This is a genomic window from Litchfieldella qijiaojingensis, assembly GCF_014651875.1.
In the GTDB taxonomy this organism is placed as follows: domain Bacteria; phylum Pseudomonadota; class Gammaproteobacteria; order Pseudomonadales; family Halomonadaceae; genus Litchfieldella; species Litchfieldella qijiaojingensis.
This window is the reverse complement of the sequence record NZ_BMXS01000002.1, coordinates 325,745-349,223: the sequence shown is the minus strand read 5'-3', so window position 1 is coordinate 349,223 and position 23,479 is coordinate 325,745. Positions and strand designations below refer to the sequence as shown.

General features: G+C 62.0%; 19 protein-coding genes and 1 other RNA gene. 14 read left to right on the top strand and 6 right to left on the bottom strand.

Annotated features, from left to right (window positions below; translation table 11 throughout):
- Positions 1 to 2: 2 nt before the first annotated feature.
- The 3 genes from IE093_RS04020 to IE093_RS04010 form a co-directional block, all read right to left on the bottom strand.
- A complete protein-coding gene (locus IE093_RS04020) occupies positions 3 to 782 on the bottom strand; it encodes a TlyA family RNA methyltransferase (protein WP_189466489.1) in 780 nt (259 codons plus the stop codon).
- Positions 783 to 885: 103 nt separating this feature from the next.
- Positions 886 to 2,877 carry a hypothetical protein gene (locus tag IE093_RS04015; RefSeq protein ID WP_189466487.1) on the bottom strand — a complete coding sequence of 664 codons (1,992 nt, stop codon included), beginning with the start codon at positions 2,875 to 2,877 and terminating at the stop codon, positions 886 to 888.
- An 82-nt stretch (positions 2,878 to 2,959) separates the two neighbouring features.
- A complete protein-coding gene (locus IE093_RS04010) occupies positions 2,960 to 4,183 on the bottom strand; it encodes an ATP-grasp domain-containing protein (RefSeq protein WP_189466421.1) in 1,224 nt (407 codons plus the stop codon).
- Between the two features lie 213 nt (positions 4,184 to 4,396).
- Here IE093_RS04010 and ffs point away from each other — a divergent pair.
- Positions 4,397 to 4,493, top strand: an RNA gene (ffs, locus tag IE093_RS04005) — signal recognition particle sRNA small type.
- Positions 4,494 to 4,565: 72 nt separating this feature from the next.
- Here ffs and IE093_RS04000 read toward each other — a convergent pair.
- A complete protein-coding gene (locus IE093_RS04000) occupies positions 4,566 to 5,285 on the bottom strand; it encodes a DUF2201 family putative metallopeptidase (protein ID WP_189466419.1) in 720 nt (239 codons plus the stop codon).
- Positions 5,286 to 5,390: 105 nt separating this feature from the next.
- Positions 5,391 to 5,642: a helix-turn-helix domain-containing protein gene (locus IE093_RS03995; RefSeq protein ID WP_189466417.1), complete on the bottom strand. Its 252-nt coding sequence runs from the start codon at positions 5,640 to 5,642 to the stop codon at positions 5,391 to 5,393.
- 125 nt (positions 5,643 to 5,767) lie between these two features.
- Between IE093_RS03995 and IE093_RS03990 the strand changes: the two genes are divergently transcribed.
- From IE093_RS03990 to IE093_RS03955, 8 genes are all read left to right on the top strand, one after another.
- Entirely contained in the window at positions 5,768 to 6,340 is a 573-nt protein-coding gene (locus IE093_RS03990; RefSeq protein ID WP_189466415.1) for a helix-turn-helix domain-containing protein, read from the top strand.
- A gap of 105 nt (positions 6,341 to 6,445) precedes the next feature.
- Positions 6,446 to 8,251, top strand: coding sequence for a DNA polymerase III subunit gamma/tau (gene dnaX, locus IE093_RS03985; protein ID WP_189466413.1), 1,806 nt, complete (start codon positions 6,446 to 6,448; stop codon positions 8,249 to 8,251).
- A 34-nt stretch (positions 8,252 to 8,285) separates the two neighbouring features.
- On the top strand, positions 8,286 to 8,612 hold the full coding sequence (locus IE093_RS03980) for a YbaB/EbfC family nucleoid-associated protein (protein ID WP_189466412.1): 327 nt from the start codon (positions 8,286 to 8,288) through the stop codon (positions 8,610 to 8,612).
- Positions 8,613 to 8,671: 59 nt separating this feature from the next.
- Entirely contained in the window at positions 8,672 to 9,277 is a 606-nt protein-coding gene (recR, locus tag IE093_RS03975) for a recombination mediator RecR (RefSeq protein ID WP_189466410.1), read from the top strand.
- A gap of 33 nt (positions 9,278 to 9,310) precedes the next feature.
- Positions 9,311 to 10,441, top strand: coding sequence for a ribonuclease D (gene rnd, locus IE093_RS03970; RefSeq protein WP_189466407.1), 1,131 nt, complete (start codon positions 9,311 to 9,313; stop codon positions 10,439 to 10,441).
- Positions 10,438 to 10,743: a YcgL domain-containing protein gene (locus tag IE093_RS03965; protein ID WP_189466405.1), complete on the top strand. Its 306-nt coding sequence runs from the start codon at positions 10,438 to 10,440 to the stop codon at positions 10,741 to 10,743. The genes rnd and IE093_RS03965 overlap by 4 nt, the downstream gene beginning before the upstream one ends.
- A 1-nt stretch (position 10,744) precedes the next feature.
- The gene (locus tag IE093_RS03960; RefSeq protein WP_189466402.1) at positions 10,745 to 11,194 is read left to right on the top strand and encodes a YcgN family cysteine cluster protein; all 450 of its coding nucleotides are present in this window, start codon (positions 10,745 to 10,747) and stop codon (positions 11,192 to 11,194) included.
- A 238-nt stretch (positions 11,195 to 11,432) separates the two neighbouring features.
- Positions 11,433 to 12,122, top strand: coding sequence for a hypothetical protein (locus IE093_RS03955; protein WP_229803215.1), 690 nt, complete (start codon positions 11,433 to 11,435; stop codon positions 12,120 to 12,122).
- Positions 12,123 to 12,253: 131 nt separating this feature from the next.
- Here the strand turns inward: IE093_RS03955 and IE093_RS03950 are convergent, their stop codons facing one another.
- On the bottom strand, positions 12,254 to 14,323 hold the full coding sequence (locus IE093_RS03950; protein ID WP_189466483.1) for a S9 family peptidase: 2,070 nt from the start codon (positions 14,321 to 14,323) through the stop codon (positions 12,254 to 12,256).
- A gap of 75 nt (positions 14,324 to 14,398) precedes the next feature.
- Here IE093_RS03950 and IE093_RS03945 point away from each other — a divergent pair, with 75 nt between their 5' ends.
- The 5 genes from IE093_RS03945 to hrpA all read left to right on the top strand — a co-directional run bounded on the left by IE093_RS03945 (position 14,399) and on the right by hrpA (position 23,418).
- Positions 14,399 to 14,836, top strand: a complete 438-nt coding sequence (locus IE093_RS03945; RefSeq protein ID WP_189466401.1) for a hypothetical protein — start codon at positions 14,399 to 14,401, stop codon at positions 14,834 to 14,836.
- A 9-nt stretch (positions 14,837 to 14,845) separates the two neighbouring features.
- The gene (locus IE093_RS03940; protein WP_189466399.1) at positions 14,846 to 16,663 is read left to right on the top strand and encodes a VWA domain-containing protein; all 1,818 of its coding nucleotides are present in this window, start codon (positions 14,846 to 14,848) and stop codon (positions 16,661 to 16,663) included.
- Positions 16,656 to 17,435, top strand: coding sequence for a class II glutamine amidotransferase (locus IE093_RS03935; protein WP_189466397.1), 780 nt, complete (start codon positions 16,656 to 16,658; stop codon positions 17,433 to 17,435). The genes IE093_RS03940 and IE093_RS03935 overlap by 8 nt, the downstream gene beginning before the upstream one ends.
- 204 nt (positions 17,436 to 17,639) lie before the next feature.
- Positions 17,640 to 19,310, top strand: a complete 1,671-nt coding sequence (locus tag IE093_RS03930; RefSeq protein ID WP_189466395.1) for an AMP-binding protein — start codon at positions 17,640 to 17,642, stop codon at positions 19,308 to 19,310.
- A gap of 118 nt (positions 19,311 to 19,428) precedes the next feature.
- On the top strand, positions 19,429 to 23,418 hold the full coding sequence (hrpA, locus tag IE093_RS03925) for an ATP-dependent RNA helicase HrpA (RefSeq protein ID WP_189466393.1): 3,990 nt from the start codon (positions 19,429 to 19,431) through the stop codon (positions 23,416 to 23,418).
- Positions 23,419 to 23,479: the final 61 nt, after the last annotated feature.

Genomic DNA, 23,479 nt, shown 5'->3' with positions numbered 1-23,479 from the left:
CGTCAGTCGGTGGGTGCCGCCAGTCGACGGGCGTGCAGCAGGAACTCGCGGTTGCCGTCGCCGCCGCGCAACGGGCTCTCCGCCCAGTGCAGCACCGTGAAGCCGCATTCGTCGCAGCAGGTGCGGATGCGTGTTTCCACCTCGGCGTAGAGGCTTTCGTCGGTGACGATGCCGCGCTCGTTGACCTTCCCCGGTCCGACCTCGAACTGTGGCTTGACCAGCGACAGCAGCTCGCCACCCGTCGGCAGCAGGCGTGCCAGTTCGGGCAGGATCAGTGTCTGGGAGATGAAGGAGACATCCATCACCGCAATGTCGAGCCTTCCCGGCGCATGCCGGGCGAGTACTTGGCGCAGTCCGTCGTCGTCGGCCATTGCCCTGGCGTTGAGACCTTCCACGCCGGTCACGCGTGGGTCGCCACGTAGCTCGGGATCGAGCTGGCCATGGCCGACCTCGACGCCAACCACGTGCCGAGCCCCGTAGCGTAATGCGCAGTCGGTGAACCCCCCGGTGGACTGTCCCACGTCCAGCACCGTCTTGCCGTCCAGGCGCATGCCAAGCGTTTCCAGCAATGCCTCGAGCTTCAAGCCCGCCCGCGACACGTAGCGTTCCTCGGGATCCTCCATTACCGCAAGGTGGCTGTCATCGGGCAGTTTCTCGCCGGGCTTGGTCAGCACTCGGCCATCGTCTGCCAGGCTGACACGACCGTGGCGAATCAGCCGCTGGGCACGGGTGCGGGAGCGGGCCAGGCCCTGGGTGACAAGCAACTGGTCGAGTCGGGGCATGAGCGTCATGGATGGCTGCTGAATATGAAGCTCAACATTATAGCGATTGGAGAGTAGCGATGCTCTATTGGCGATCGGATGCTCAACTGGCCGAGGGCCTGATTCATTGCCGCGTGCCGTTCCCCGGGCCAGGATCGGCCTGAAGGTCCGAAGCCGGCACCCGGTCGACCCCCCAACTGCGATGGATATAGCCGATGACCCGGTCGAGCTCTTCCTGCGGCACATTGGCCAGTTCGCCATGCTCCAGTGGGTCATAGTGGAAGATGTAGAGTCGTGATGCGAACTGTTCGAACGGCAACGAGGCTTCACCGAAGCGTTCGCCATTGCCGGCGGTACTGACCTTGAGGCCGTCGCCCCAGTCCTGGCCGCTGTCGTTGTTGGGGTTGAAGAAGTAGGCGCGCATTACATCGCTGGGGTCGAGCGTGACCCGCAGCAGCGTAATGGCATGCCAGCCGATGAAACGGGCTGCGCTGTCGGTTACGGCAATGCCCGCTGGCTGAGGGTGTATCAGTGGTTGGTTGCCATTGTAGTAAGGGTGGTAACTGGCATAGAAATGGCGCAGAAAGTCCTCGAGTTCGTGCAGTTGGCCGGTGGCGACATCGACATTGATGCGAAAGCCGCGCCCGGACCACCAGCCATGGAATTCCGGGTTGACCCAGCGGTGAGGGTCGCCCTCGCGGCCCACGCAGCGGCGGCCCATCTCGGCATAGATACGGTCGAGATGCGGGACTACCAGCAGCGATACCGGATCGAGATCCATGGGTAACTCCTTGGACACGCCCGACAGGCTGGCCATCGAGGAGAGCGGCATACCCTCGAAGTGCATGATGATCTCGTCGTCACGCGCGGCCCAGGCGACCATCTGCAGCAGATAGTCGGGGTCGTTGTAGGCCCACATCGACAAGGCGCGCGCCGACTGGCAGGTGGGGTTGTTGCCCTGGCCCACACCCAGCGGCAGGCCGAGCATGCACAACACGCCTTCCAGCAGCCAGGCTTTGGGAGTCACGGCATCGCCATAGGCGAGTCGCAGGCGCAGTTGCGACCACTCCGAGAGCGGCAGGGCGACCTGGCGCCACATCGCCGGGGCGACCGGTGGCTGGTAGAGAATACCGCGCTCGAGCATCAATGCCAGGCCGTAGATGGCTTGGGCAGTGGCCGGATGTACCGCTTCCTCGATCAAGGCTTGGACCAGTTGGCGATAGCACAACAGGCAGTCGCGGCCGGTGCTCGAAAGGCCCAATGCCTCGGACAGCAAGTGGTCGCCCTGATCGAGCAGATAACGCAGCAGCACGGCGTGATAGGGCGATACCAGACCGGTGTCGTGCATGGCGCGGGCGAAGCCGGTTGCCTCGTACTGCAGGGCGCCGCTATCCATCGACTCCAGGCGATCGCGATAGACATCCACTCCAGGGTCTTCCCGGCAAGCCTGGGTGGCACCATACAGGCTGCTGATCAGGCGGTCGGCTCCCTGGCCGCTGGTGCCAAGGTCGATGTCGGGGTTGGTCCGGCAGATGGCGATCTGAGTGATCATGCGCTTGACCGGTTCCACTTGGATAGGACGCTGTTGCAGGATGCGCCATATCTCGTCAATCAGCCGGTCGATCACATGCTCGTAGCCGATTTCCTCGGCCAGATGCTTGAACAGGGCACGGGGCACTTGGGCCAGGCGACCCTGGGTCTCGCGCTCCGCTTCGCTGGGCGGCATGAACAACAGCTCCAGATTGATCGCCAGCACCTGGGTCAGATAGTGATGAGCCTGTTCGTCGGAAATCAGCGGATGACGATAGTCGCCATTGGCCACCGCCAGCATGCGCAGCTCGCTCAGGGCTTCGAGCACCACGGTGTCGGCATCAGCGCTCTTCAGCGAGTGGGTGGTCAAAGAGGGAATCAGGATATGCGGAAAGGCCCAGTCGGAACCGTTGAAGATACCCGCCGCTTCCAGGGATTCAGCGCGCGCTTGCAGGGCGGCGGCGCCACCGTCCTGCAGCAGCACGCGCCGGGCGGTGTCCAGCACCCGACGGATCTTGAGTGGTTTGGCGAAATCCTGGGCTTGCGCGAGGATCTCAGTGGCCTCGTCCAGCTTGGTCAGCAACATGTCCAACTTGCTGTCCTGGTTGTCATGTTGGCCGTCTTCGATAGTCACGCAGACTCCTTATCCCCTTGGGCTTAACCGGGGATTATACATAGAAGTCGAGTTCTTCCTGATGTTTCAGCAGGTCGCGCATGGTATGCGCATCGTCGCCAGTAAAGTAAACCAGCCCCCAGTGGGTGCCGAAGGCCGTACGCTTGGTGACGGTTTCTTCCAGCGGCCGAGTCAGCTCATGTGACTCGAAGTAGGGGTGATCCTCGGTTTCCTCGGGTATCTCCAGGCGGCTGACCACACGCCGGCGCGGATAGACCCCGAAGCAACCGGCATGGCACTTGGCATCCACCACTTCTCTGGGGAAGAAAGCCGTGATCTCTTCCTCGGTGGTCTTGGGGTCGAACGACAGAATCAGGCCCTGATAGGCATTGAAGCCGTAGGCGCGTTCGAGCAGTTCGAAAACCTTGAAGCCGGGTGGCCGGTAGGCGACCTCGCCGAAATACATCTCGCCGTCGCTGGTGACGAAGTATTCGGGATGGATGAAGCCGAAGTCGATATCGAAGGCCTTGATCAGTTTCTCGATCTGGGCGGTGATCTGCGGGCGGTATTGCTCCAGCTCCGGCGTTGCCGGTACGAACACCGAATAACCTAAGGTTACGTACTCGGAGATGTTCAGGAAGCGGATCTTGCCGTCATGAATCCAGGCTTCCACGGCGAATTCCCAGCCATCCAGATGCGATTCCATCAGCACCGGGAATTCCTCTTCGGGGATGGTATCCACCTCGTCGGGCGTGCGGATTACACGGTGACCCAGGCAGCCGGCCTTATCGAAGGCCTTGAGGTGAATCGGGTCGTTGGGATCGCCGTCGAGCTTGAGCAGCGTCTGGTTGACGCGCTTGAGAAAGCGGATGACGTCTCCTTTGTCATGCGCCTCCTCGAAGATTCCAACGCGAATCCCGCCGAGCTGGGCGCGACGTTTCATCAATGCCTTGTCGCGCAGCAGCAGCGCTTGACCGTAGAGGCGCGGGTTATCCAGCAACAGCGAGTTGATGGCTCCGGCCCACTCCACGGTTTCCTCGAACAGCGGGATGGCAACGTCCACGCCCATCTCCTGCAGTGTTTCGGCAATCTCCATGGAGCGGTCATTCAAGCGCTCGAAATTCCACGAGACGTAGGGGATGTCGTGCTGCTGGCAGTATTCTTCCGCCCACTCCGGGGCCACCACCACGTAACGGCGGTCGAAGTTCTCGGCGGCTTCGATGGCATTCAGGCTCCAGCCGAGCAGTGCGACATAGCCCTTGCTAGGATCCTTTTTCATGGTGGTTCCTCCCGATCGATGATTGAGTGGACTAACCGTACAGACTTAAGCATAGCGTAGATACCCTGGTGGCCTGCCAGGGGAGGGGCGCGGGCTTGCGAGGGTGAAGGGGCGCTGTTATAGTGCGCTCGCACTCGGGACAAGCTATTGCCGCAATAGTTCGTCGAGTGGCTCGGGCGGGATACAACCCTCCGAGACTGCGATGGTGGCCCTCGTCGGTCCTCCCGCAACGCGAAACCGCGAACCCCGCCAGGCCCGGAAGGGAGCAACGGTAGTGGTGGATGCGTGTGCCGGGATGTGGCTGTCGGGGGCCGCCTCCATTTCAACCCCCCCCCTGCGTTTCTTCTCCTGTTCGTCACGACGTGTCGAGCGTCCAGTAGTGCTAGCTCGTGACCGCTTCCATGTTCCGCGTTTCGAATGCCAGCTCGAAGAGGTAAGCGCGCATGCGCTCGTCGGCTGCTTGCTCCATGGCCAGGTCGAGCCAGAAGCTGGCCTGTGCGACTTGTGGGGCGACCGGCCGATAGTCCGGGTCGACCACTGCCGCCTGTGCCAGAGGAAGCCGGGCATCCAATGGGTGCAGGTCCAAGTGGCTATCATGGGCGGTGCGGGGATGCGCCGCGAGCCAGTCATATACTTGAGTGGCACTCCTGCCGGCTTGTGAGGGGTACAGGATGGCCGTTGTCGGCAGGGTGATGCCCCCCAGTAACGCCAGGTAGTTGGCGGTATGCTCGCAAGCCAGGTTCCAGCGATGGATGTCACGCTTTTCGACCGGCAGAAAGTGTCCACCGATGCAGTGCGCGACGGCATGGGCGATCAGGAAGCGCCGCGCGGCGGGGGGTAAGCTCGCGGTGAAGTGCGCATTGGCGAACACGTGGTGGCCGTCGGTCATTACGGTCGGGATCCGGCTGTCGATCACTGGCACCGGGATCAACGACGCGGCCAGTGGCCCGATGAACGGATGGCTTGCCAGCAGGGTGATGCGGTCGACTTCCCATGCTTGGCGTTGCTCGGCCTTCAGCAGTTGCTCGGCTGCCGTGGGAGCGCGTGGATGGGACGTCGTGCCGTCGTTGATCGGTAGTGTGATGAGGGGGCTCGGGGACATAGGGGACTCCTGGTAGCTGCCCGCCCTGATTTCCTGATCGGTGCATCAGGTAATAGGAGCTCGTACCGACAAGCACTTGCTTGACGACTTCACCCTGTCGGGCTGCTATTCTTTATTCCTTGCGTGGTAGCGACTTGGCCAGATGGCGGCCGGGTCGACACCGATCGCGCTTGCGATGATGCATTCACCTTTTGGCCACGGTCGGTCCAGGGCAACGGACAGGGTGGTGGCCTGCTTATAACCGTGATACGCGGCCAGCTTGCGTAGTGTCCAGCCGGCCTTGTGGACGGCCGCCACGATATCGGCGCGATGCCAATCCTGGGAGGCCGGTTTTTTTGGGCGCTTTTTTTCGTTCATGACGGAAAGGGTGCGATGACATGAAGCCCTATGCAATCACAAACAGCCTGTTTGTGCCATCAATATGCGACATTTCTTGATTGTATTTTCATTGACTGTGATATATCAACGGATTGGAGTCTGATGTGGCACATCAATCCGAAAAGTCCGAGGGCAGTGAGCTTCATGCGTGGGATATCGAGGCTTTCAGCCGGCGTCTCCGGCAGGCGATGGGAGGGCAATCGGCCTACTCCCTGGAGAGAAGGACTGGCATCGCACAGAGCCTGATAAGAAAATATTTGAGCGGTTCCTCTTCGCCGGGAGCCGACAAGTTGGTGGCGCTTGCCGGTGCGCTGCGGGTCCCGGTGGGTTGGCTGGCCGCTGGGGAGCCAATCATGCAGGGTATCGCGGAAGAAAGCGCGCCACCTGACCTCGGTGTGAAGGAAGTCGCCACTGAGGCTGTGCGACAGGAGGAGCGGGAGTATCGAGCCGATACCGTGCCCCAGGAGGGGGCGCCCACGATCGTCTATGCCCGTATGATGGAATCCCTGTTCGAGCACACCGACAGCGAAGAGCAGCGCGAATGGGTGTTGCAACGAGCCATCGATATCATCCGCGCTGCCTGCGAAGGCCGTCCGGCGCTGATGGCGGAACTAAGCAAGTCCGATCTGGAAAAAGCCGTGGCGCTGGCAGTGGCAGTGCTCAAGCGCTGCGAGTGAATCGGCCGGGTTCGCTTTTCGCCCATGCCGCCAGCCGCTAGAATGACGGGTTATGCATGGCGCCAGTCGGCGCTCGTCCACCCCGCAGCAAGGATCCCGTGTTGCATGAGCTATCAGGTACTGGCCCGCAAATGGCGGCCGCGCACCTTTCACGAGCTGGTCGGCCAAGAGCATGTCCAGCGTGCCTTGGTCAATGCGCTCGACCAAGGGCGGCTGCATCATGCCTACCTGTTCACCGGCACCCGTGGTGTGGGCAAGACCACCTTGGCGCGGATTCTCGCCAAATGCTTGAACTGCACCGCCAAGGGTGATGACGAGAGTGCCGTCACCTCGACCCCATGTGGCCAGTGCCAGAGCTGCCGGGCGATCGACGACGGTCGCTTCGTCGACCTGATCGAGGTCGATGCCGCTTCGCGCACCAAGGTCGAGGATACCCGCGAGCTGCTCGACAACGTCCAGTACGCACCGACCCAAGGGCGCTACAAGGTGTACCTCATTGACGAGGTGCACATGCTCTCCGGCCACAGTTTCAATGCGCTGCTCAAGACCCTGGAAGAGCCGCCACCGCATGTGAAATTCCTGCTTGCCACCACCGATCCGCAGAAGCTGCCGGTCACGGTGTTGTCGCGTTGTCTGCAGTTCACGCTCAAGAACATGCCACCCGAGCGCATCGTCGAGCATCTGAGCCGGGTGCTCGAAGCCGAAAACGTGGCCTTCGACGAGAGCGCCTTGTGGTTGCTGGGCAAGGCGGCCGATGGTTCCATGCGCGATGCCTTGAGTCTGACCGACCAGGCCATCGCCTTCGGGCAGGGCGAGGTACGCCATCGTGACGTGGCGGCGATGCTTGGGACCCTGGATCATCGCCACTTGCTGGCACTGGTCGAGGCCTTGGCCGAGGTCGATGCGGGGCGGGTGCTGGCCGAAGTCGCAAGCCTTGCCGAGCAGGGGCCGGACTTTGCCGGCGTGCTGGACGATCTGGTGGGGGTGTTGCACCGGCTGGCGATCGCCCAGATGGTGCCTGATGCGCTGGATAATGGCCATGGCGATCGCGATACGCTGCTGACCCTGGCGTCTCGCTTCACCGCCGAGGATATCCAGCTCTACTACCAGATCGGCTTGCAGGGGCGTGCCGACATGGAACATGCGCCAGATGCGCGCACGGCGCTGGAGATGACCCTGTTGCGCATGCTGGCCTTCCGCCCCCGGGGGGTACCCAAGCCGGCGCAGACGCCGCTGCCGCTGAAGGCAACGCCCACCCCTGCCAAAACCGCTACGACATCATCCTCCGAATCCGAATCCGAGCCTCCAGGCCAGAATGACGCGACTGAACCGCGTTCGGTGATGGAGAACGCGCCGCAGGCAGCGGAGGAGAACCCCGCTCCCGAGACGCTTGTCGCTGCGGAGCCAATGCCGGAACCTCCCCCCTGGGAAGGGCAACCGGAACCGGCAGCCAGCGAGATGCCTTCCCCCCACTGGGCCGCGGCGACGCCTGAAGTGGTCGAGACAACCCACCACAAAGGCGAGTTCGATCACGCCGCCTGGCTCGAATTGTTCAATAGCCTCGAATTGGGTGGGCTGACACGCAACCTGGCGGCGCATTGCGTGGTCGACAGGGATGACGGCGAAGCGCTGCAACTGCGTCTCGACCCATCGCAGGCAGCGATGAATGCCGAGGTGCATGTCGAGCGGATCCAGAAGGCGTTGGCGGCGGCGGGTGTCGAGCGGCGGTTGTCGATCGTCGCGGGCGAACTCCCGGCTGAGTACGAAACGCCCCGGACCCGTGCCGAGCGTCGGGCGGCGGAGCGGCATGCCCAGGCGGTCGAAGCCTTGCAGGATGATCCGCACATCCAGAAACTGCAGGAAGCTTTCGGTGCCCGTTTGCTCGAGAATACCGTGACGCCCCACGAATAGTTCCAATTATCTGTCGATCCATTGAGGTGACATCATGATGAAAGGTGGAATGGGCAACCTGATGAAGCAGGCCCAGGAAATGCAGGAGAAGATGCAGCGTGTCCAGGAAGAGGTCGCGCATGCTGAAGTGACCGGAGAAGCTGGCGCCGGCATGATCAAGGTGACCATGAATGGCCGCCATGATGTCAGCCGTGTCGAGATCGACCCCAGCGTCATGGAAGAAGACAAGGAACTGCTCGAGGACCTGCTGGCTGCTGCGGTCAACGATGCCGTGCGCAAGGTCGAGGCTAATTCCCGAGCCAAGATGGAAGAAGTGACCTCGGGCTTGAATTTGCCGCCTGGCTTTAAAATGCCTTTCTAGCGCTGCCGTGACTTACTGCACTCGCTTACGTTTCGCCTAGCGCTATCAAGAGACATTTTATGAGCTTCTCTCCTCTGGTCGATCGCCTGCTGGAAGCCTTGCGTGTGTTGCCCGGTGTCGGGCCCAAGACTGCGCAGCGCATGGCGCTGCATCTGTTGGAGCGCGACCGCGATGGCGGACGTCGCCTGGCCGAGGTCATGGCTCGGGCGCTCGAGGAGGTCGGGTATTGCCGGCGTTGCCGTACCCTGACCGAGGAAGAAGTGTGCGAATTATGCCGGAGTGCGCGCCGTGATGAGCGCTTGCTATGCGTGGTGGAGTCTCCTGCCGATATGCTGGCGATCGAGGATGCGGGCGGCTATCGAGGCCAGTATTTCGTCTTGCATGGCCACCTATCGCCCCTGGACGGTATCGGTCCCGAGGACATCGGTCTCGACCAGCTCGCCGCGCGGCTCGATGAAGGCGGGATCGAGGAAGTGATCCTCGCCACCAATCCCACCGTCGAAGGCGAAGCCACCGCTCACTATATCGCCGCGCAACTGGAAGGTAGCGACGTGCGCTTGTCACGGCTTGCCTATGGTGTGCCGATGGGCGGTGAACTCGAATACGTCGACGGAGGGACCTTGAGTCGGGCCTTCAACGGGCGCCTGCCATTTTCCACCGAGTGACGTTTTTTCATTACCAGAACAACCGGAAACCCAATGCCCTTGGACCCCGATATCCGCTGGATCGATACCCCCGACGCCCTTGATGCCGCATGTGCCGAGCTGGCCAAGGCCGATGTCTTGGCGATGGACACCGAGTTCTTCCGCGAGTCGACGTTTCATCCCGTGCCCGCGCTAGTTCAGCTCTACGCTGGAGGAGCGGTGTACCTGATCGACCCACAGGCGGTCGTGGCCACGCCGGCACTGCGTTCCTTGCTCGCTGAAGGGCCGCTGAAAATCTTGCATGCTTCCAGTGAGGACCTGGAGGTGGTCGCAGCCTGGGCGGGGGTCGCGGTATCGCCCCTGGTGGATACCCAGATTGGGCAAGCACTGCTGGGCGAGGACCCTGCGATGGGCTACCAGCGCCTGGTTGAGCACTGGACCGGCGAGACGTTGCCCAAGGAGGAGACCCGTTCCGATTGGTTGGAACGGCCACTTTCCGAAGCGCAACGCCGCTATGCGGCGTTGGATGTGGTCTATCTGCTGCAAGTCTGGCATACCCAGCGTGACGCTCTCGATGCCCAGGGGCGTCTGGCTTGGCTACGGGCAGATTGCGACGAATTGCAGGCACAGACCGTGCGCAATAGCGACAGTGATGAGCAGTGGTACCGCCGTCATCGTCAGTTATGGCGTCTCGAGCCACGCCAGATCGAAGCCTATCGGCGCCTGACCGCCTGGCGCGAGGCCGAAGCTCGTCGCCGCAACCGACCGCGTGGCTGGTTGATCAATGACAAGCTGTTGTACGCCATTGCCGAGCGAATGCCTGAAAATCGTTACGAGCTCGCCACGATCGAGGGATTGAAGCCAGCGGTGATCAAGCGCGAAGGCGATATGCTGTTGACCTTGGTGCGGCAGGCGCGTCACCTTGATGCCGACGAGCTTCCGGGGTCTTTGCCCTCACCCTTGAGCGGCCCTTTCAAGAAGCGACTCAAGGCGCTCAAGCGGGTGGTCAACCATGAAGCGGAACAGTTGGGTGTCGCACCGGAATTGCTGCTGCGACGCCGAGAGCTGGAAGCCATGGTCGCCGCCCATCTCGAATGTCGGGATCTGCCCTTGCCGAGTGGATGGCGCGGTGAGCGCTTGTCCACCTCTCTACAGGAAGCTCTCGATCAGGTGGAAGCCTCATGAGTGGAATGTCTTCAGACAAGTTGCTATGTGAAATCTTCAAGAGTCCACGCAAGGATGAAACGTACTTGTATGTGGACAAGCGCCGTGGGCTGGTGGACGTGCCGGAGGCATTGCTGGAACGTTTCGGCGATCCGCAGCCTGTTATGACCCTGATACTGACCGCCGAGAAGCGTCTTGCGCGTGCCAAGGCCGCGGACGTGATGGCGGCGATCGAGGACAAAGGCTATTACCTGCAGATGCCGCCAGCCAAGGACAGCTATCTGTTGGACCTGTATCGTACGCCGACCGAGAGTCGCTATTGAGATGCGCGAACGGTTTTGGGAACGCTTCTCGCTGGATGAATTGACTGAAGACGAGTGGGAAGCGTTGTGCGACGGTTGTGGCAAGTGCTGCCTTCTCAAGTTGGAAGATGAGGACAGCGGTGAGGTGGCGACACTCGATGTTGCTTGCCAGTTGCTGGATACGAAAAGTTGCCGCTGCAGCGATTACCCCAACCGCTTCGACAAGGTGCCGGGCTGCACCCGGCTGACGCCCGATCGGATCGACGAGTTCCGTTGGCTGCCCAAGACCTGCGCCTATCGCCGATTGCACGAAGGGCGTCGCCTGGCGTCTTGGCATCCTTTGATCTCCGGCGATCCCGCCAGTGTTCACCGTGCCGGTATCAGCGTTGCCAGCTATGCCGTGTCCGAGCTTGATATCCCCGAAGAGGAACTGGAGGAGCATATCATCGCGATTCTCCCCATCCGCGATTAGCCACCCCACTGGATTGGCGTCAGCCCTACCGGCGCATTAAGCGCTTCACCCGAACGGGACGTTTTCGTCGCTTATCTCTAGTACCGCACAATCAGCCTGATTTCCGATGGAGAATGTTCCTTCCGGTAGCGATGCTAACTGGGTCTGTAACTATTTGTTGAATTTTATTTCTCCGAATAGTCGAACTTGGACAGTTCTCAGGCGGTGCTTGGGAGAGGGCGACACTGAGGCTCTGGCTATGGAACGAATTTCGTGGGTGACGTTGGCTGTGGCGCTCGGCTGCCTGACCGCGGCGGGGGCCTGGGCGCAGGATGCTTCCTGGGATGAGGTGAATGGCTCCATCAGCGACGATGAGCTGGCGGATATCCTCGACGACTTGCCGCCGGATACGGATATTCTCGATGTCCTGCCGGCTCCCGCCGCTGGAGGTGGCGGCGGTGGCGGCTGCGGTGGTGGCGGCGGCGGTGTCATGGAAGATGGCGGCGGCTGCGAGGGTGGTTTCTTGGTAAGCGTGGCAGTCGAGGACGATGGCAGCCCCACTGGACACAATCCTGTCCCTGACGATTCCGACGGTGGTATGACACCTGTTGGCTCGAACGACGGTGGCGGCAACGATGGTGGCGGCACTGGTGGTTCCGGCGGTGGTGGCACTGGCGGCTCTGGCGGGGGCAATAGTGGCGGTGATGGTGGTGGCTCCAACGGTGGAAGCGGCGGCGATTCGGATGGCGGTGGCTCCGGGGGTGGCAGCGATGGCGGTTCCGGAGGCGGATCGGACGGTGGGGGCACTGGCGGCGGCAGCGACGGAGGTTCCGGCGGTGACTCGAGCGGTGGCGGCTCAGGTGGCGGCAGTGACGGTGGTTCCGGCGGTGATTCTAGCGGTGGAGGCGCCGGGGGAGGTACGAATGGTGGTGCCGGCGGGGGGAGCTAATGCCCGCTGGCCATTTACCTATGCCATGTAACAGAGCACCCGGTCATGCGCCGGGTGCTTTTTTCATCTCATGCTGCGGGCTGCGGGCTACGAGCTGCGGGCTACGAGCTGCCAAGGCTCGCTGCTTTGGTTCATGTCTCGGCCAGTCCCAGTGCCCAAAGAATGAAGGCATCCTGACGGGCATTGTCACGCCAGGCCTTGAAGCGTCCGGAGGCACCACCGTGACCGGAAGTCATATCGGTGCGCAACAGCACCGGGCCTCGCGCGCTGCCCAATTCGATGAGTCGTGCATAGAGCTTGGCCGGTTCCCAGTAGGGGACACGCGAATCGTGCCAACTGCCCTGCAGGAATACGCTGGGGTAGGGCAGGGCCGCCAGGTTGTCCAACGGCGAATAGGCGCGGATACGTCGCCTCACCGTAGGCTCGTTGGGGTTGCCCCATTCGCTGTACTCGGCAGTGGTCAATGGCAGGTCGGGATTTTCCATGGTGCGCAGCACGTCGACGAAGGGCACGTCGAGTACGGCGGCACAGAAGGCCTCCGGGGCCAGGTTGAGGCTGGCGCCTACCAGCAGGCCGCCGGCGCTGGCCCCATAGGCGGCGATACGTTCGCCATCGGCCAGCCCGGCCTCGACCAGGGCATCGCGGGCAGCCAGAAAATCGCGGAAGCTGTTTTCCTTGTGTTCGAGTTTCCCTGCCAAGTACCAAGGCTCGCCGCGGTCGCCACCTCCGCGGACATGGGCTACCGCAAAGGCCACTCCACGTGCGAGAAGCTCCAGACGGGCCACCGAGAACCAGGGGTCGAGTACCTCGCCGTAGGCACCGTAACCGTACAATAGCGTGGGCAACGGTGCTTGACCGAGCCGGTCGGCAAGCGCCACCACCGAGACAGGAATGCGCTCGCCGTCATGCGCGGTTGCCCATAGCCGCTGGCATACGAGCTGCTCGGGCTGCAGGTCGCCGTGAATCGGCTGGACCTTGAGCAGGCGGCGTTCTCCGCTGTCGAGATCGTGCTCGATCCAGCGTACCGGCAGGGTGAACGACTCCTCGCGCAGGCGTAACTTGCGGGCATCGAAGTGTGGGGTGTCACCGAGCATCAGGCTACAAGGAGCCTCGGGCAGCGGCAGGCGCTCGTCGCGTACCGGACGGTGGCCTGCATCGAGTTCGATCACTCGCAGGTGAACCTGAGCCTGGTCATGGTCGCGTTCGGTGACCACCAGTCCCCAGTCGAAGGCATCCACGCCTTCCAGCGTTTGTTCGCGGCGATGGGCGATCAGTGGCTGCCAGTCTTCCGGGGCGGATTCACTGGCAGTGTCGAGCCGGAAGTGGGGGGCATTACGGTTATGCAGTACATAGAAGTACCCGGGGCGATGCTCGATGGCGTATTCCACGCCATTGCTCCGGGGAAGAAAACAGCGCGGTGGAGTGTCGGGCGCATGGGCGGGGATCAGGTGGCACTCCGAGGTGTCCTTGGATGCGGTCTCTATGATCAGCCAGGCGCGGGAGCGTGTCTTGCCCAGCCCGACCCAAAACTCCGGGTCGGGCTCATGGAAACTCTGCTTGGGTTCTTCGTCAGTGGCATCGATCCGCAGGCGCCACACGCTGTCGGGGCGCTGGGTCATGTCGTAGCGGGTAAACAGTAGGGTGCGGTTGTCTTCGGCCCAGGTCAGCTCAGAGCCGATCTCACCGAGCAATTTGCGTGGTTCTCCATCAGGCAGACGCTTGAGATACAGGTCGAAATATTCATCGCCTTGGGTATCCTCGGTCCAAGCCAGCCATTGTTCGTCGGGCGACATGGTCATGTCGCCGACTTCGAGGAAACGCTGCTCGGCGGCACGCGCCTGGAGGTCGAGAAAGCAGTGGGCCGAGGAGGGATCGTCGTTGGGATGTCGCCACCACACGGGGTAATCGGCGTCCGCGGCGGTCTCGCTCCAATAGGTATAGTGATCCAATGGTGTCGGCAGGCCGCTGACGGCCAACTCACGGCGTGCCAGATGGCCGTGGTACAGGGTTTCGACCAGCGGCTCCAGCGGGGCGAACCAGTGCTCGAAACGGGCATTGGCGGCGCCAAGAAACGCTTCGACCTGGGGATCGTCGCGTTGTTCGAGCCAGTGCCACTCCGGGTCGTCCGTGCGGCGGAATGATTCGACCGGGGACGTGTCGCGCGTGAGGGAGGCGTTGTCACTGGGCGGCTGTGCTTTCATGTGCTGCGGTGTACCATATTCATTGAAGTTCATTCGATGTCGTGCGTAAGTGATGGCGCACGCCAGGAGACATGCATGCTGATTTCCGATTCGATTCCGTTACTTTGGCTGATTTATGTCCTATTGTCGCTGGTAGTATTGGCCACTGGCTACTTGGGCATTCGTTTCCTGCCGCTGTTGCCGCGCTTGATGGTGACCGGCGTGGTGGCGGGCAGTCTGTGGATGCCGGCCCACTTCTCGCTGCCGTTGTTGGAAGAGGGGGAGTTCTACACTGGTCTGGCGCCGGCGGTGGTGGTAGCGGGAGTCGCCTTCCTGCAACACGATGGCGGCGCTTTTGCCATGGCCATGACGCTGTTGGCGATTGCGATGGTTATCGGAGCCGCAGCCGGTGGTGCTCTATGGTGGTTGTGGCGGCACCGTGGCGAATCCGACGAGTCGAACGAGGAACGAGCGCCGCGTCGTTCCGACAAGCCCGCGACCAACGGCAAGCGCCGTGAGCCGGTGATCGGTTAAGGGGAAATCATGCGCGTCATCGTAGGGGTAGGCTTGTGCTGCCTGATGCTGTTGTCCACGCCCGTGCTGGCCCAGTCAGCGGGGACCCCGGACCCCGATGTCCGCGTGATCTTCGATGTATCCGGGAGCATGAAGGACAACGACCCCGAGCGACTCAGCGCCAATGCCCTCGAGTTGCTGGTGGCCTTGTTGCCTTCCGGCGTACATGGCGGCGTGTGGACCTTCGGCGAAACGGTCGATAACGCGCTGCCGGTGGCGTCCGTCGATCCCCAGTGGCGTGAACGAGCGCTGGCGCTGACCCCGGCGCTCGCCGAGTATCAACAGTTCACCGATATCGAGGCGGCGATACGCGAAGCTGCCAATTCGCCGGAGAATGGGCAACGCCACCTGATACTGCTGACAGATGGCATGATCGATCTGCCCGCACGAGGGGGTGACAAGGCGGCCAGGGATGCCGAGTCGCGGCGCCGACTGCTCGATGAGCTGGCACCTGAGTTGGCCAAAGGTGATGTGGTCATCCATGCCATCGCCTTCTCGCCACAGGCCGATCTCGACCTGGTGGAACGGCTCGCACAGGAGACCGGTGGGCTGGCGACTCTGGTAGAAACCCCGGAAACCCTGCTGCGTGCCTTCCTGGGTATCACCGAGCGCATCTTCCCTGTCGACCAGCTACCGTTCGAAGAGGGGCGCTTCACCATCGACCCCGGTATCGATTCGTTCTCGGCACTGTTGTTCCACGATCCCGATACGCCACCCCTGACCTTGATCGATCCCGAAGGGCGTCGATACCGTGCGGACGAGTATCCCGAAGGCGCGCGCTGGCAGAGTGAGTCGCGCTTCGACCTGATCACGATTCCCTCCCCGCAGGAAGGGGAGTGGCGCGTGGAAGGCGAGTTCACTGACGATAGCCGGGTCAGCGTCGATTCCCCACTGGTACTGCGTACCTCGGAGTTGCCGACCACACTCTATATGGGATTTGGCTTGGCATTGTCCGCCTGGCTGGAGCGCAACGACATAGTGCTCGACACGGACGCACTACCCAGCGGTCTGCAGATGCGTGCCGAACTGCAGGATCCTCAAGGAGACGTGCGGTCAGCCGTGGCACTGGAGGAGAGCGAGGGACGCTTCGAGGGCATGCTTCCGGCCCCGAGATTGATCGGCAATGCTCGCCTGGTGATCGCAGCCATCAGTGATGCCTTCAATCGTCAGCGTGTCCAGGCCGTGAACGTGTTGCCAGCGATCAGTGCGCAACTCGACGGCGCCCGGCACCGGGTTATCCTGAATGCCGAGCATCCTCGCCTGGATGCCGACAATACGGTGCTGCATGCAGAGTTGCAGGGGGAGTCGCTGGAAGTGAACGTCGCGGACGCACGCCGTTGGCGAGTGGATCTGCCCAGCCTGGAACCCGATATCAGTGTGCCGTTGCTGCTCAGTGCGACCATTACGCTGGATGGTCAGATCCGCGAGATACGGTTGCCGCGACTGATGCTCAACCCTGGCGGAGAGATCACACTCGGCGAGGCGCGTATTGACGGCGCCAATGTGCAAACCCAACAGTTCCCCTCGGAAGCTGAACCCGAGGCGACGAAAGAGGAACTGGCGGATCGCCTGGTCTCGGCGATCAATGCCTTGCCGCGTCAGGCACAGTCGCTGTGGCGTGAGGCGCGGCCCGGTGTCGAGCGCTTGGCACGCGAACACGGCGATGATCCACGGCTATGGATCTTCGCGGGGATGGCGCTGCTGGTGCTGGTGGTGATCGGATTGTGGCACCGGATGGCGGTACGTCGCCGCCGTCGGCTCCGGCGTGTGGAGGAGCCGCATGTGTGAATTGTTGGGCATGAGTGCCAATGTGCCCACCGATATCTGCTTCAGCTTCACCGGCTTCCTGCATCGGGGCGGTGGCACCGGACCTCATCGTGATGGCTGGGGGATCGCCTTTTACGAAGAAGGCGGCTATCGCGACTTTCGCGACCCTCATCCATCGATGGGTTCACCGATCGCCCGACTGATCTGCGAATATCCCATCAAGTCTCATGTGGTGATCAGCCACATTCGCCAAGCCAACGTTGGCCAGGTGCGCCTGGCCAATACTCACCCTTTCACCCGGGAAATGTGGGGGCGGCAGTGGTGCTATGCCCACAATGGCCAGCTCAGTGACTGGCAGACGCTGCCGCTGACTTTCTATCGGCCAGTGGGCGATACCGACAGTGAGCATGCCTTCTGTTTCCTGTTGGGCGAACTGCGGCGACGCTTCAGTGAACCGCCAGCGTCTCCCGAAAAGATGTGGCAATGCCTGCATGAGCTTTGTGAGCGGTTACGTGGGTTGGGAGTGTTCAACCTGTTGCTGTCCGATGGCCGCTATCTCTACGCCTATTGCTCGACCAAACTTGCGCATATTACTCGGCGGGCTCCCTTCGGCAAGGCCAAGCTCAGCGATGCCGAAATGAGCGTGAATTTCGCCGAACATACCACGCCCAATGACATCGTCTCGGTATTGGCGACCGAGCCGCTGACCGACAACGAGCGCTGGGTCCGCATGATGACCGGCGAGTTGCTGGTATGGCGGGATGGTGAGATCCAGGCGCGTTTGATGGGATGAAGGGCTTGGCTTGCGCTTCCGGTAAAGCCTCATACGCTTAAGAAAACGCTATATGAAGACTTGTGCGGGCTGGCAGGAGTCTTCCCATGTTGCCGTTAGCCTTAAGTTGCCTTGCAGAAGGGTTCAGTCGGGGGTTTAAATTGATCGTTTTAAAACTTCAAGAACCAATGCCGACGATACTGTCGCCACCGCGGAGATCAGCCCATGAGTGAGCACGCCACTGCCCCGGTCCTCACCGGCCAGCCTCTTGAGGGGCTCGATGAATATGCTTCGGTAATGGAGGTTTTCCACGCATCGGTCGCACGTTTCTCTGGCAAACCGGCTTTCACTTGCATGGGCCGGACCTTGACCTATGGCGATATCGACCGCCTATCCAGGCAGTTCGCCGCCTGGTTGCAACATGAAACCGATCTCGAGCCGGGGGATCGCATTGCCATCCAACTACCCAATGTGTTGCAGTTTCCGGTGGCGGTGTTCGGGGCCCTGCGCGCTGGCCTGGTGGTGGTCAATACCAACCCGCTCTACACCGAGCGCGAAATGGCGCACCAGTTCAAGGATTCGGGAGCCAAGGCAATCCTGATCCTGGCCAACATGGCCGGCAAGCTCGAAAAAGTGCTCGATCGCACCGAGATCAAGCACGTACTGGTCACCGAGCTTGGCGACATGCACGGCTTCCCCAAACGGCCGCTGATCAATGCCGTGGTCAAGCATGTCAAGAAGATGGTGCCGCCATACAAGCTGCCCACGGCGATACCGTTCCGTGATGCCCTGCGCAAGGGGAGTGGCCTGTCCCATCGTGACGTGCCGCGTGGTCCCGAGGATATTGCCGCCCTGCAGTACACGGGGGGAACTACCGGGCAGGCCAAGGGGGCGATGCTGACCCACCGCAATCTGGTGGCCAACATGCTGCAGGCCCGTGCGGCAATCGGCCCGGCCTTGAAGGACGGGGCCGAGACGATCATTGCTCCGTTGCCGGTCTATCACATCTACACTTTCACAGTGAATTGCCTGTTCATGATGGAAACCGGCAACCACTCGATCCTGATCACCAACCCGCGTGACCTGGACAACTTCGTCAAGGAACTCAAGGGGCTGCCATTCACCGGCTTCATCGGTTTGAATACTCTGTTCAATGCGCTGTGCAATCGCGACGATTTCAAGCAGCTCGACTTCTCCCACCTCAAGCTGACCATTTCCGGTGGTATGGCGTTGACCAAGGCCGCCGCCCAGCGCTGGGAAGAGATCACTGGCTGTCCGGTCGCCGAGGGTTATGGCATGACCGAGACCTCGCCAATCGTCACCTTCAACCCCATCGACGCCATCCAACTCGGCACCATCGGCAAGCCGGTGGCCGGAACGTCGGTAAAGACCATCGATGCCGAGGGTAATGACCTGCCATTGGGCGAACCGGGCGAGCTTTGCGTCAAGGGGCCACAGGTGATGAAGGGCTACTGGAATCTACCCGATGAAACCGCCAAGGCGTTGGATGCGGAGGGCTGGATTCGCACTGGCGATATCGCTGTGTTGCAGGAGGATGGCTATGTGCGAATCGTCGACCGCAAGAAGGACATGATCATCGTTTCCGGGTTCAACGTTTACCCCAACGAGATCGAGGATGTGGTGACCGGGCACCCGGACGTGGTCGAGGCGGCGGCAGTAGGCGTTCCCGACGACAATAGTGGCGAGGCGATCAAGCTGTTCGTGGTCTCACGCAATCGGGATCTGGATGCCGACACCCTGCGCGAGTGGTGCAAGAAGGAGCTGACTGGCTACAAAGTACCCAAGTATGTCGAGTTTCGCGATGAGTTGCCGAAGACCAATGTGGGCAAGGTGTTGCGTCGCGAATTGCGCGATACCCAACCGGGTGGAGCCTGAGCGGTGCTTTGATAGGGGCCACCTTGATTAGGCACGGCCTGTCACCAGGCGTTACAATGGCCTGCCCGTTCCAGGAGCTCTGGGGCGGGCAGGTTTCTTTGATCGTAAAGAGGAAGTCTTGAGCACCACCACTCGCCCCAAATCCGCCTCCGAGCTGTCTCGATTGCATGCCTTGCAAGCGCGCCTGGGCGATTGTCTGTTGCGTGATGCCCGGGAGCTCGAGCGCCGTCTAGCGGGGCTGAAGCGCCGTGCCAAGGACGGCAAGCCGGTGGATCGTGGCTTGGGAGAGATCGAGCGGCGTCTAGCGGATTCCCAGGCGTCGTTGGTGCGCCGCCAGGCATTGCCGGTGCGGCTCGAATATCCGCCTGAACTTCCCGTGGCCGAGCGTCGTGAGGAGATTCTCGCGGCCCTCCGCGAGCATCAGGTAGTGGTAGTGGCGGGTGAAACCGGCTCGGGAAAGACCACGCAGCTACCCAAACTGTGTCTGGAACTAGGACTAGGGCGGCGCGGGTTGATCGGTCACACCCAGCCGCGGCGGCTGGCGGCACGCTCGGTGGCCGCGCGCCTGTCCGAGGAACTGGCGGTTCCACTGGGCCAACAGGTCGGCTATCAGGTGCGGTTCACCGATCAGACCGGTGACGATACCTTGGTCAAGCTGATGACCGATGGCATCCTGCTTGCCGAGACCCAGCACGACCCCGATCTCAGCCGCTACGACGCGATCATTATCGACGAGGCTCACGAGCGCAGCCTCAACATCGATTTTCTGCTCGGTTACCTCAAGCGCCTCATCATGCGGCGTCCCGATCTCAAGATCCTGATCACGTCGGCGACCATCGACGTGGAACGTTTCGCCGCTCACTTCGGTTCCGCCCCCGGACGGCCGGCACCAGTGGTGCAGGTATCCGGCCGCACCTATCCGGTGGAGGTGCATTACCGGCCGCTATTGCGCGAGGAGGCCGACGAAGAGGACCGCACCCTGCAGGAGGGAATCCTGCATGCCGTGGAGGAGATCGAGGCCATCGAGCGCGAAAAGCGCTGGTTCCACGGCCCGCGCGACGTGTTGATCTTCTTGCCTGGCGAGCGCGAAATCCGTGAAACCGCCGATACCTTGCGTCGCGCCGATCTCAAGCAGACCGAGATTCTGCCGCTGTACGCGCGGCTGTCGAGTGCCGAACAGAATCGCGTCTTCCAGGCGCACACAGGGCGGCGTATCGTGCTGGCCACCAACGTTGCCGAGACCTCGCTTACCGTGCCGGGGATTCGCTATGTGATCGATCCGGGCCTGGTACGCATCAGTCGCTACAGCTACCGTGCCAAGGTCCAGCGCCTACCCATCGAACCGGTCAGCCAGGCCAGCGCCGACCAGCGCAAGGGTCGTTGCGGGCGTGTCGCCGACGGGCTGTGCATTCGCCTCTATAGCGAAGAGGATTTCCTCGCTCGACCCGAGTACACCGAACCCGAGATCCAGCGTACCAATCTGGCGTCGGTGATCTTGTCGATGCTGTCCCTGAAGCTTGGTGACATCGAGGACTTTCCGTTCATCGACGCCCCCGATTCACGATTCATCAAGGATGGTTTCCGCTTGCTGTTCGAGCTGGGAGCGGTGGACGACTGCCAGTCCTTGACCGTTACCGGCCGACGCCTGGCGCGGTTGCCCATCGATCCCCGGCTGGGGCGCATGGTACTGGCTGGCGCCGAGTCGGGCTGCCTGCGTGAGGTGCTGATCGTGGTATCAGCGTTGGCCGTGCAGGATCCTCGAGAGCGCCCAGCCGAAAAACGCCAGGCCGCTGACCAGGCTCACAAGCGCTGGGACGATCCGGACTCCGATTTCGTCGCCTGGTTGAATCTATGGCTTGGCTTCGAGATGGCTCGCGACGAGCTTTCCGGCAACCAGTTGCGGCGTTGGTGTCGCGAGCATTACCTCAACTACCTGCGCTTGCGCGAATGGCACGACACCTTCCGTCAGCTCAAGCAATTGCTGCGTGACATGGACATTACAGTGCCCGCGGCGCTGCCTTTGCCCGAGGATGACGAGCAGCGTGCCCGCAAGCTGCGTGAAAGTGGCGTCAAGTTGCACCAGGCGTTGCTTAGCGGGCTGCTGTCGAACATTGGTCAATTGCTCGAGAACCGTGAATATCTGGGGGCGCGCAATCGCAAGTTTCTCATTCATCCCGGGTCCGGGCTGGCCAAGAAATCTCCCAAGTGGGTCATGGCCGGTGAATTGGTCGAGACCTCGCGGCTGTTCGCCCGTCAGGTTGCCCGTATCGAGCCGCAATGGATCGAGCCGTTGGCCGGCCACTTGGTCAAGCGTTCTTACAGCGAGCCGCATTGGGAGATGAATCGCGCCCAGGTCGTGGCTTTCGAGCAGGTCACGCTGTTCGGGCTGCCGATCGTCAACCGGCGCAAGGTGAATTACGGTCCCATCGCTCCGCTGGAAGCGCGGGAAATCTTCATCCGGCGTGCCCTTGTCGAGGGTGAATACCGCACCCAGGCCGAGTTCTTCAGTCACAACCGGGCCTTGGTCGAGGAGGTCGAGGATCTCGAGGATCGTGCCCGCAAGCGTGACATCCTGGTCGACGAGGAGACGCTGTTCGATTTCTACGACCAGCGCCTGCCCGACGACATCGTCAATGGCAAGGGGTTCGAGCGTTGGCGCAAGCAAGCCGAGGCCGAGAACCCGGCTTTTCTCAAGTTCGACCGCGCGGCGCTGATGGCGCGCGAAGCCGAGGACGTAACCGCCGAGCAATACCCGGACGAACTGGTGCTGAACGGCGTGCGTTATCCGCTCAGCTACCACTTCCAGCCCGGCGCTTCCGACGACGGCGTGACCCTGACGGTACCGGCGGCGATGCTTTCCCAGTTGCCTGTGGCGCGGTTGGAGTGGCTGGTGCCGGGGGTGCTGCGCGAGAAATGCATCGCTCTGCTCAAGTCGCTGCCCAAATCGGTGCGCCGTCAGGTGGTGCCGATTCCCGATTGGGTCGACGCCGCGCTCGAGCGCCTGGTGCCGGACGATGTGCCGCTGACCGCGGCATTGGGGGAGTTCCTGCGAGTCAAGACTGGCTTGCGTCTTGCCCCCGACGACTGGCGCACCGAGCAACTCGAGCCGCACCTGATGATGAATCTGCGAGTGGTCGATCATGAAGGGCGTGTGCTGGGCGAGGGGCGCGATCCTGCTGAGCTCGAACGACGCTTCGCCAAGGCCGCCAGCGCTGGTGCTCGGGCGTTGAGCGAAGAGGTCGTGGCCGAGCGTGATCTCGATGACCTACCGCGGGCGGGACTACCCGAATCAAGGGTCACCACCCAGGCGGGGATCCGCGTCGAGGCATACCCGGCCCTGGCCGAGTCTTCCGAAGGCCTGGTGGTGGAGCTCTTCGAGCACCCCGACAAGGCGCGCGAAGCGCATCGCCATGGGATCAAGCGCCTTGCCATGCAGCGGTTGCCCGATCAGGTGCGACTATTGCAGCGCTTGCCAGGTCTCGAGCGCTGTGCGCTGCTGTTCACCAAGGTCGGTACCAAGCGCCAACTCGTCGATGATGTGGTCGAGGCCGTATTCCTGCGTGTGATCGCCACCGACCCCTTGCCACGTACGCCTCAGGCGCTCGACGAACGTCTCGATGAGCGGCGCGCGGAGCTGGTGCCGCATGGCGAATCGTTGGTCGCCACGCTCGAGAAGGCACTCGAGGGACACCTGGCGGTGACCAAGGCGTTGAAAGGCAATCTGAGCTTTGCGCTGGCGCTGGTATACAGTGACCTCAAGGCCCAGATGACGCGCTTGGTGCATCCCGGCTTTGTCGCCGAAGCCGGAGACTGGCTCGAGCATTATCCTCGTTATATGGAAGCGGCGATGATTCGACTGGAAAAGGCTCCCCGAGAACGCATGCGCGATCAGATGCTGATGCAGGAGGTCCAGGAGTTCGAAACGCGCCTTGCCGAACGTCGCGAGGCGAGCCGGCGCGCCGGAATGGAGGATCCACAATTGGTCGAATTCGGCTGGTGGATCGAGGAGTTGCGCGTGTCGCTGTTCGCTCAGCAACTCGGCACCTTGATGCCAGTATCAAGCAAGCGCCTGGAAAAGCGCTGGGCGGAGATCACCGGCCGTCGTTGAAGCGGCTGCGGGGATTGCCGATAAAGGATGCAAGGCGGAGATGAACCGCCACAGGGGGAAC

Excerpts from the sequence above, each read along its gene's own strand:
- IE093_RS03945 (WP_189466401.1), top strand. The coding sequence starts at position 14,399 with ATGCTGATTTCCGATTCGATTCCGTTACTTTGGCTGATTTATGTCCTA.
- IE093_RS03940 (WP_189466399.1), top strand. The coding sequence starts at position 14,846 with ATGCGCGTCATCGTAGGGGTAGGCTTGTGCTGCCTGATGCTGTTGTCC.
- IE093_RS03930 (WP_189466395.1), top strand. The coding sequence starts at position 17,640 with ATGAGTGAGCACGCCACTGCCCCGGTCCTCACCGGCCAGCCTCTTGAG.
- rnd (WP_189466407.1), top strand. The coding sequence starts at position 9,311 with ATGCCCTTGGACCCCGATATCCGCTGGATCGATACCCCCGACGCCCTT.
- IE093_RS03965 (WP_189466405.1), top strand. The coding sequence starts at position 10,438 with ATGAGTGGAATGTCTTCAGACAAGTTGCTATGTGAAATCTTCAAGAGT.
- IE093_RS03935 (WP_189466397.1), top strand. The coding sequence starts at position 16,656 with ATGTGTGAATTGTTGGGCATGAGTGCCAATGTGCCCACCGATATCTGC.
- IE093_RS04015 (WP_189466487.1), bottom strand. The coding sequence starts at position 2,877 with ATGTTGCTGACCAAGCTGGACGAGGCCACTGAGATCCTCGCGCAAGCC.
- IE093_RS03950 (WP_189466483.1), bottom strand. The coding sequence starts at position 14,323 with ATGAAAGCACAGCCGCCCAGTGACAACGCCTCCCTCACGCGCGACACG.
- dnaX (WP_189466413.1), top strand. The coding sequence starts at position 6,446 with ATGAGCTATCAGGTACTGGCCCGCAAATGGCGGCCGCGCACCTTTCAC.
- IE093_RS03980 (WP_189466412.1), top strand. The coding sequence starts at position 8,286 with ATGATGAAAGGTGGAATGGGCAACCTGATGAAGCAGGCCCAGGAAATG.
- IE093_RS04010 (WP_189466421.1), bottom strand. The coding sequence starts at position 4,183 with ATGAAAAAGGATCCTAGCAAGGGCTATGTCGCACTGCTCGGCTGGAGC.
- IE093_RS03995 (WP_189466417.1), bottom strand. The coding sequence starts at position 5,642 with ATGAACGAAAAAAAGCGCCCAAAAAAACCGGCCTCCCAGGATTGGCAT.
- IE093_RS04020 (WP_189466489.1), bottom strand. The coding sequence starts at position 782 with ATGCCCCGACTCGACCAGTTGCTTGTCACCCAGGGCCTGGCCCGCTCC.
- recR (WP_189466410.1), top strand. The coding sequence starts at position 8,672 with ATGAGCTTCTCTCCTCTGGTCGATCGCCTGCTGGAAGCCTTGCGTGTG.
- IE093_RS04000 (WP_189466419.1), bottom strand. The coding sequence starts at position 5,285 with ATGTCCCCGAGCCCCCTCATCACACTACCGATCAACGACGGCACGACG.
- IE093_RS03955 (WP_229803215.1), top strand. The coding sequence starts at position 11,433 with ATGGAACGAATTTCGTGGGTGACGTTGGCTGTGGCGCTCGGCTGCCTG.
- IE093_RS03960 (WP_189466402.1), top strand. The coding sequence starts at position 10,745 with ATGCGCGAACGGTTTTGGGAACGCTTCTCGCTGGATGAATTGACTGAA.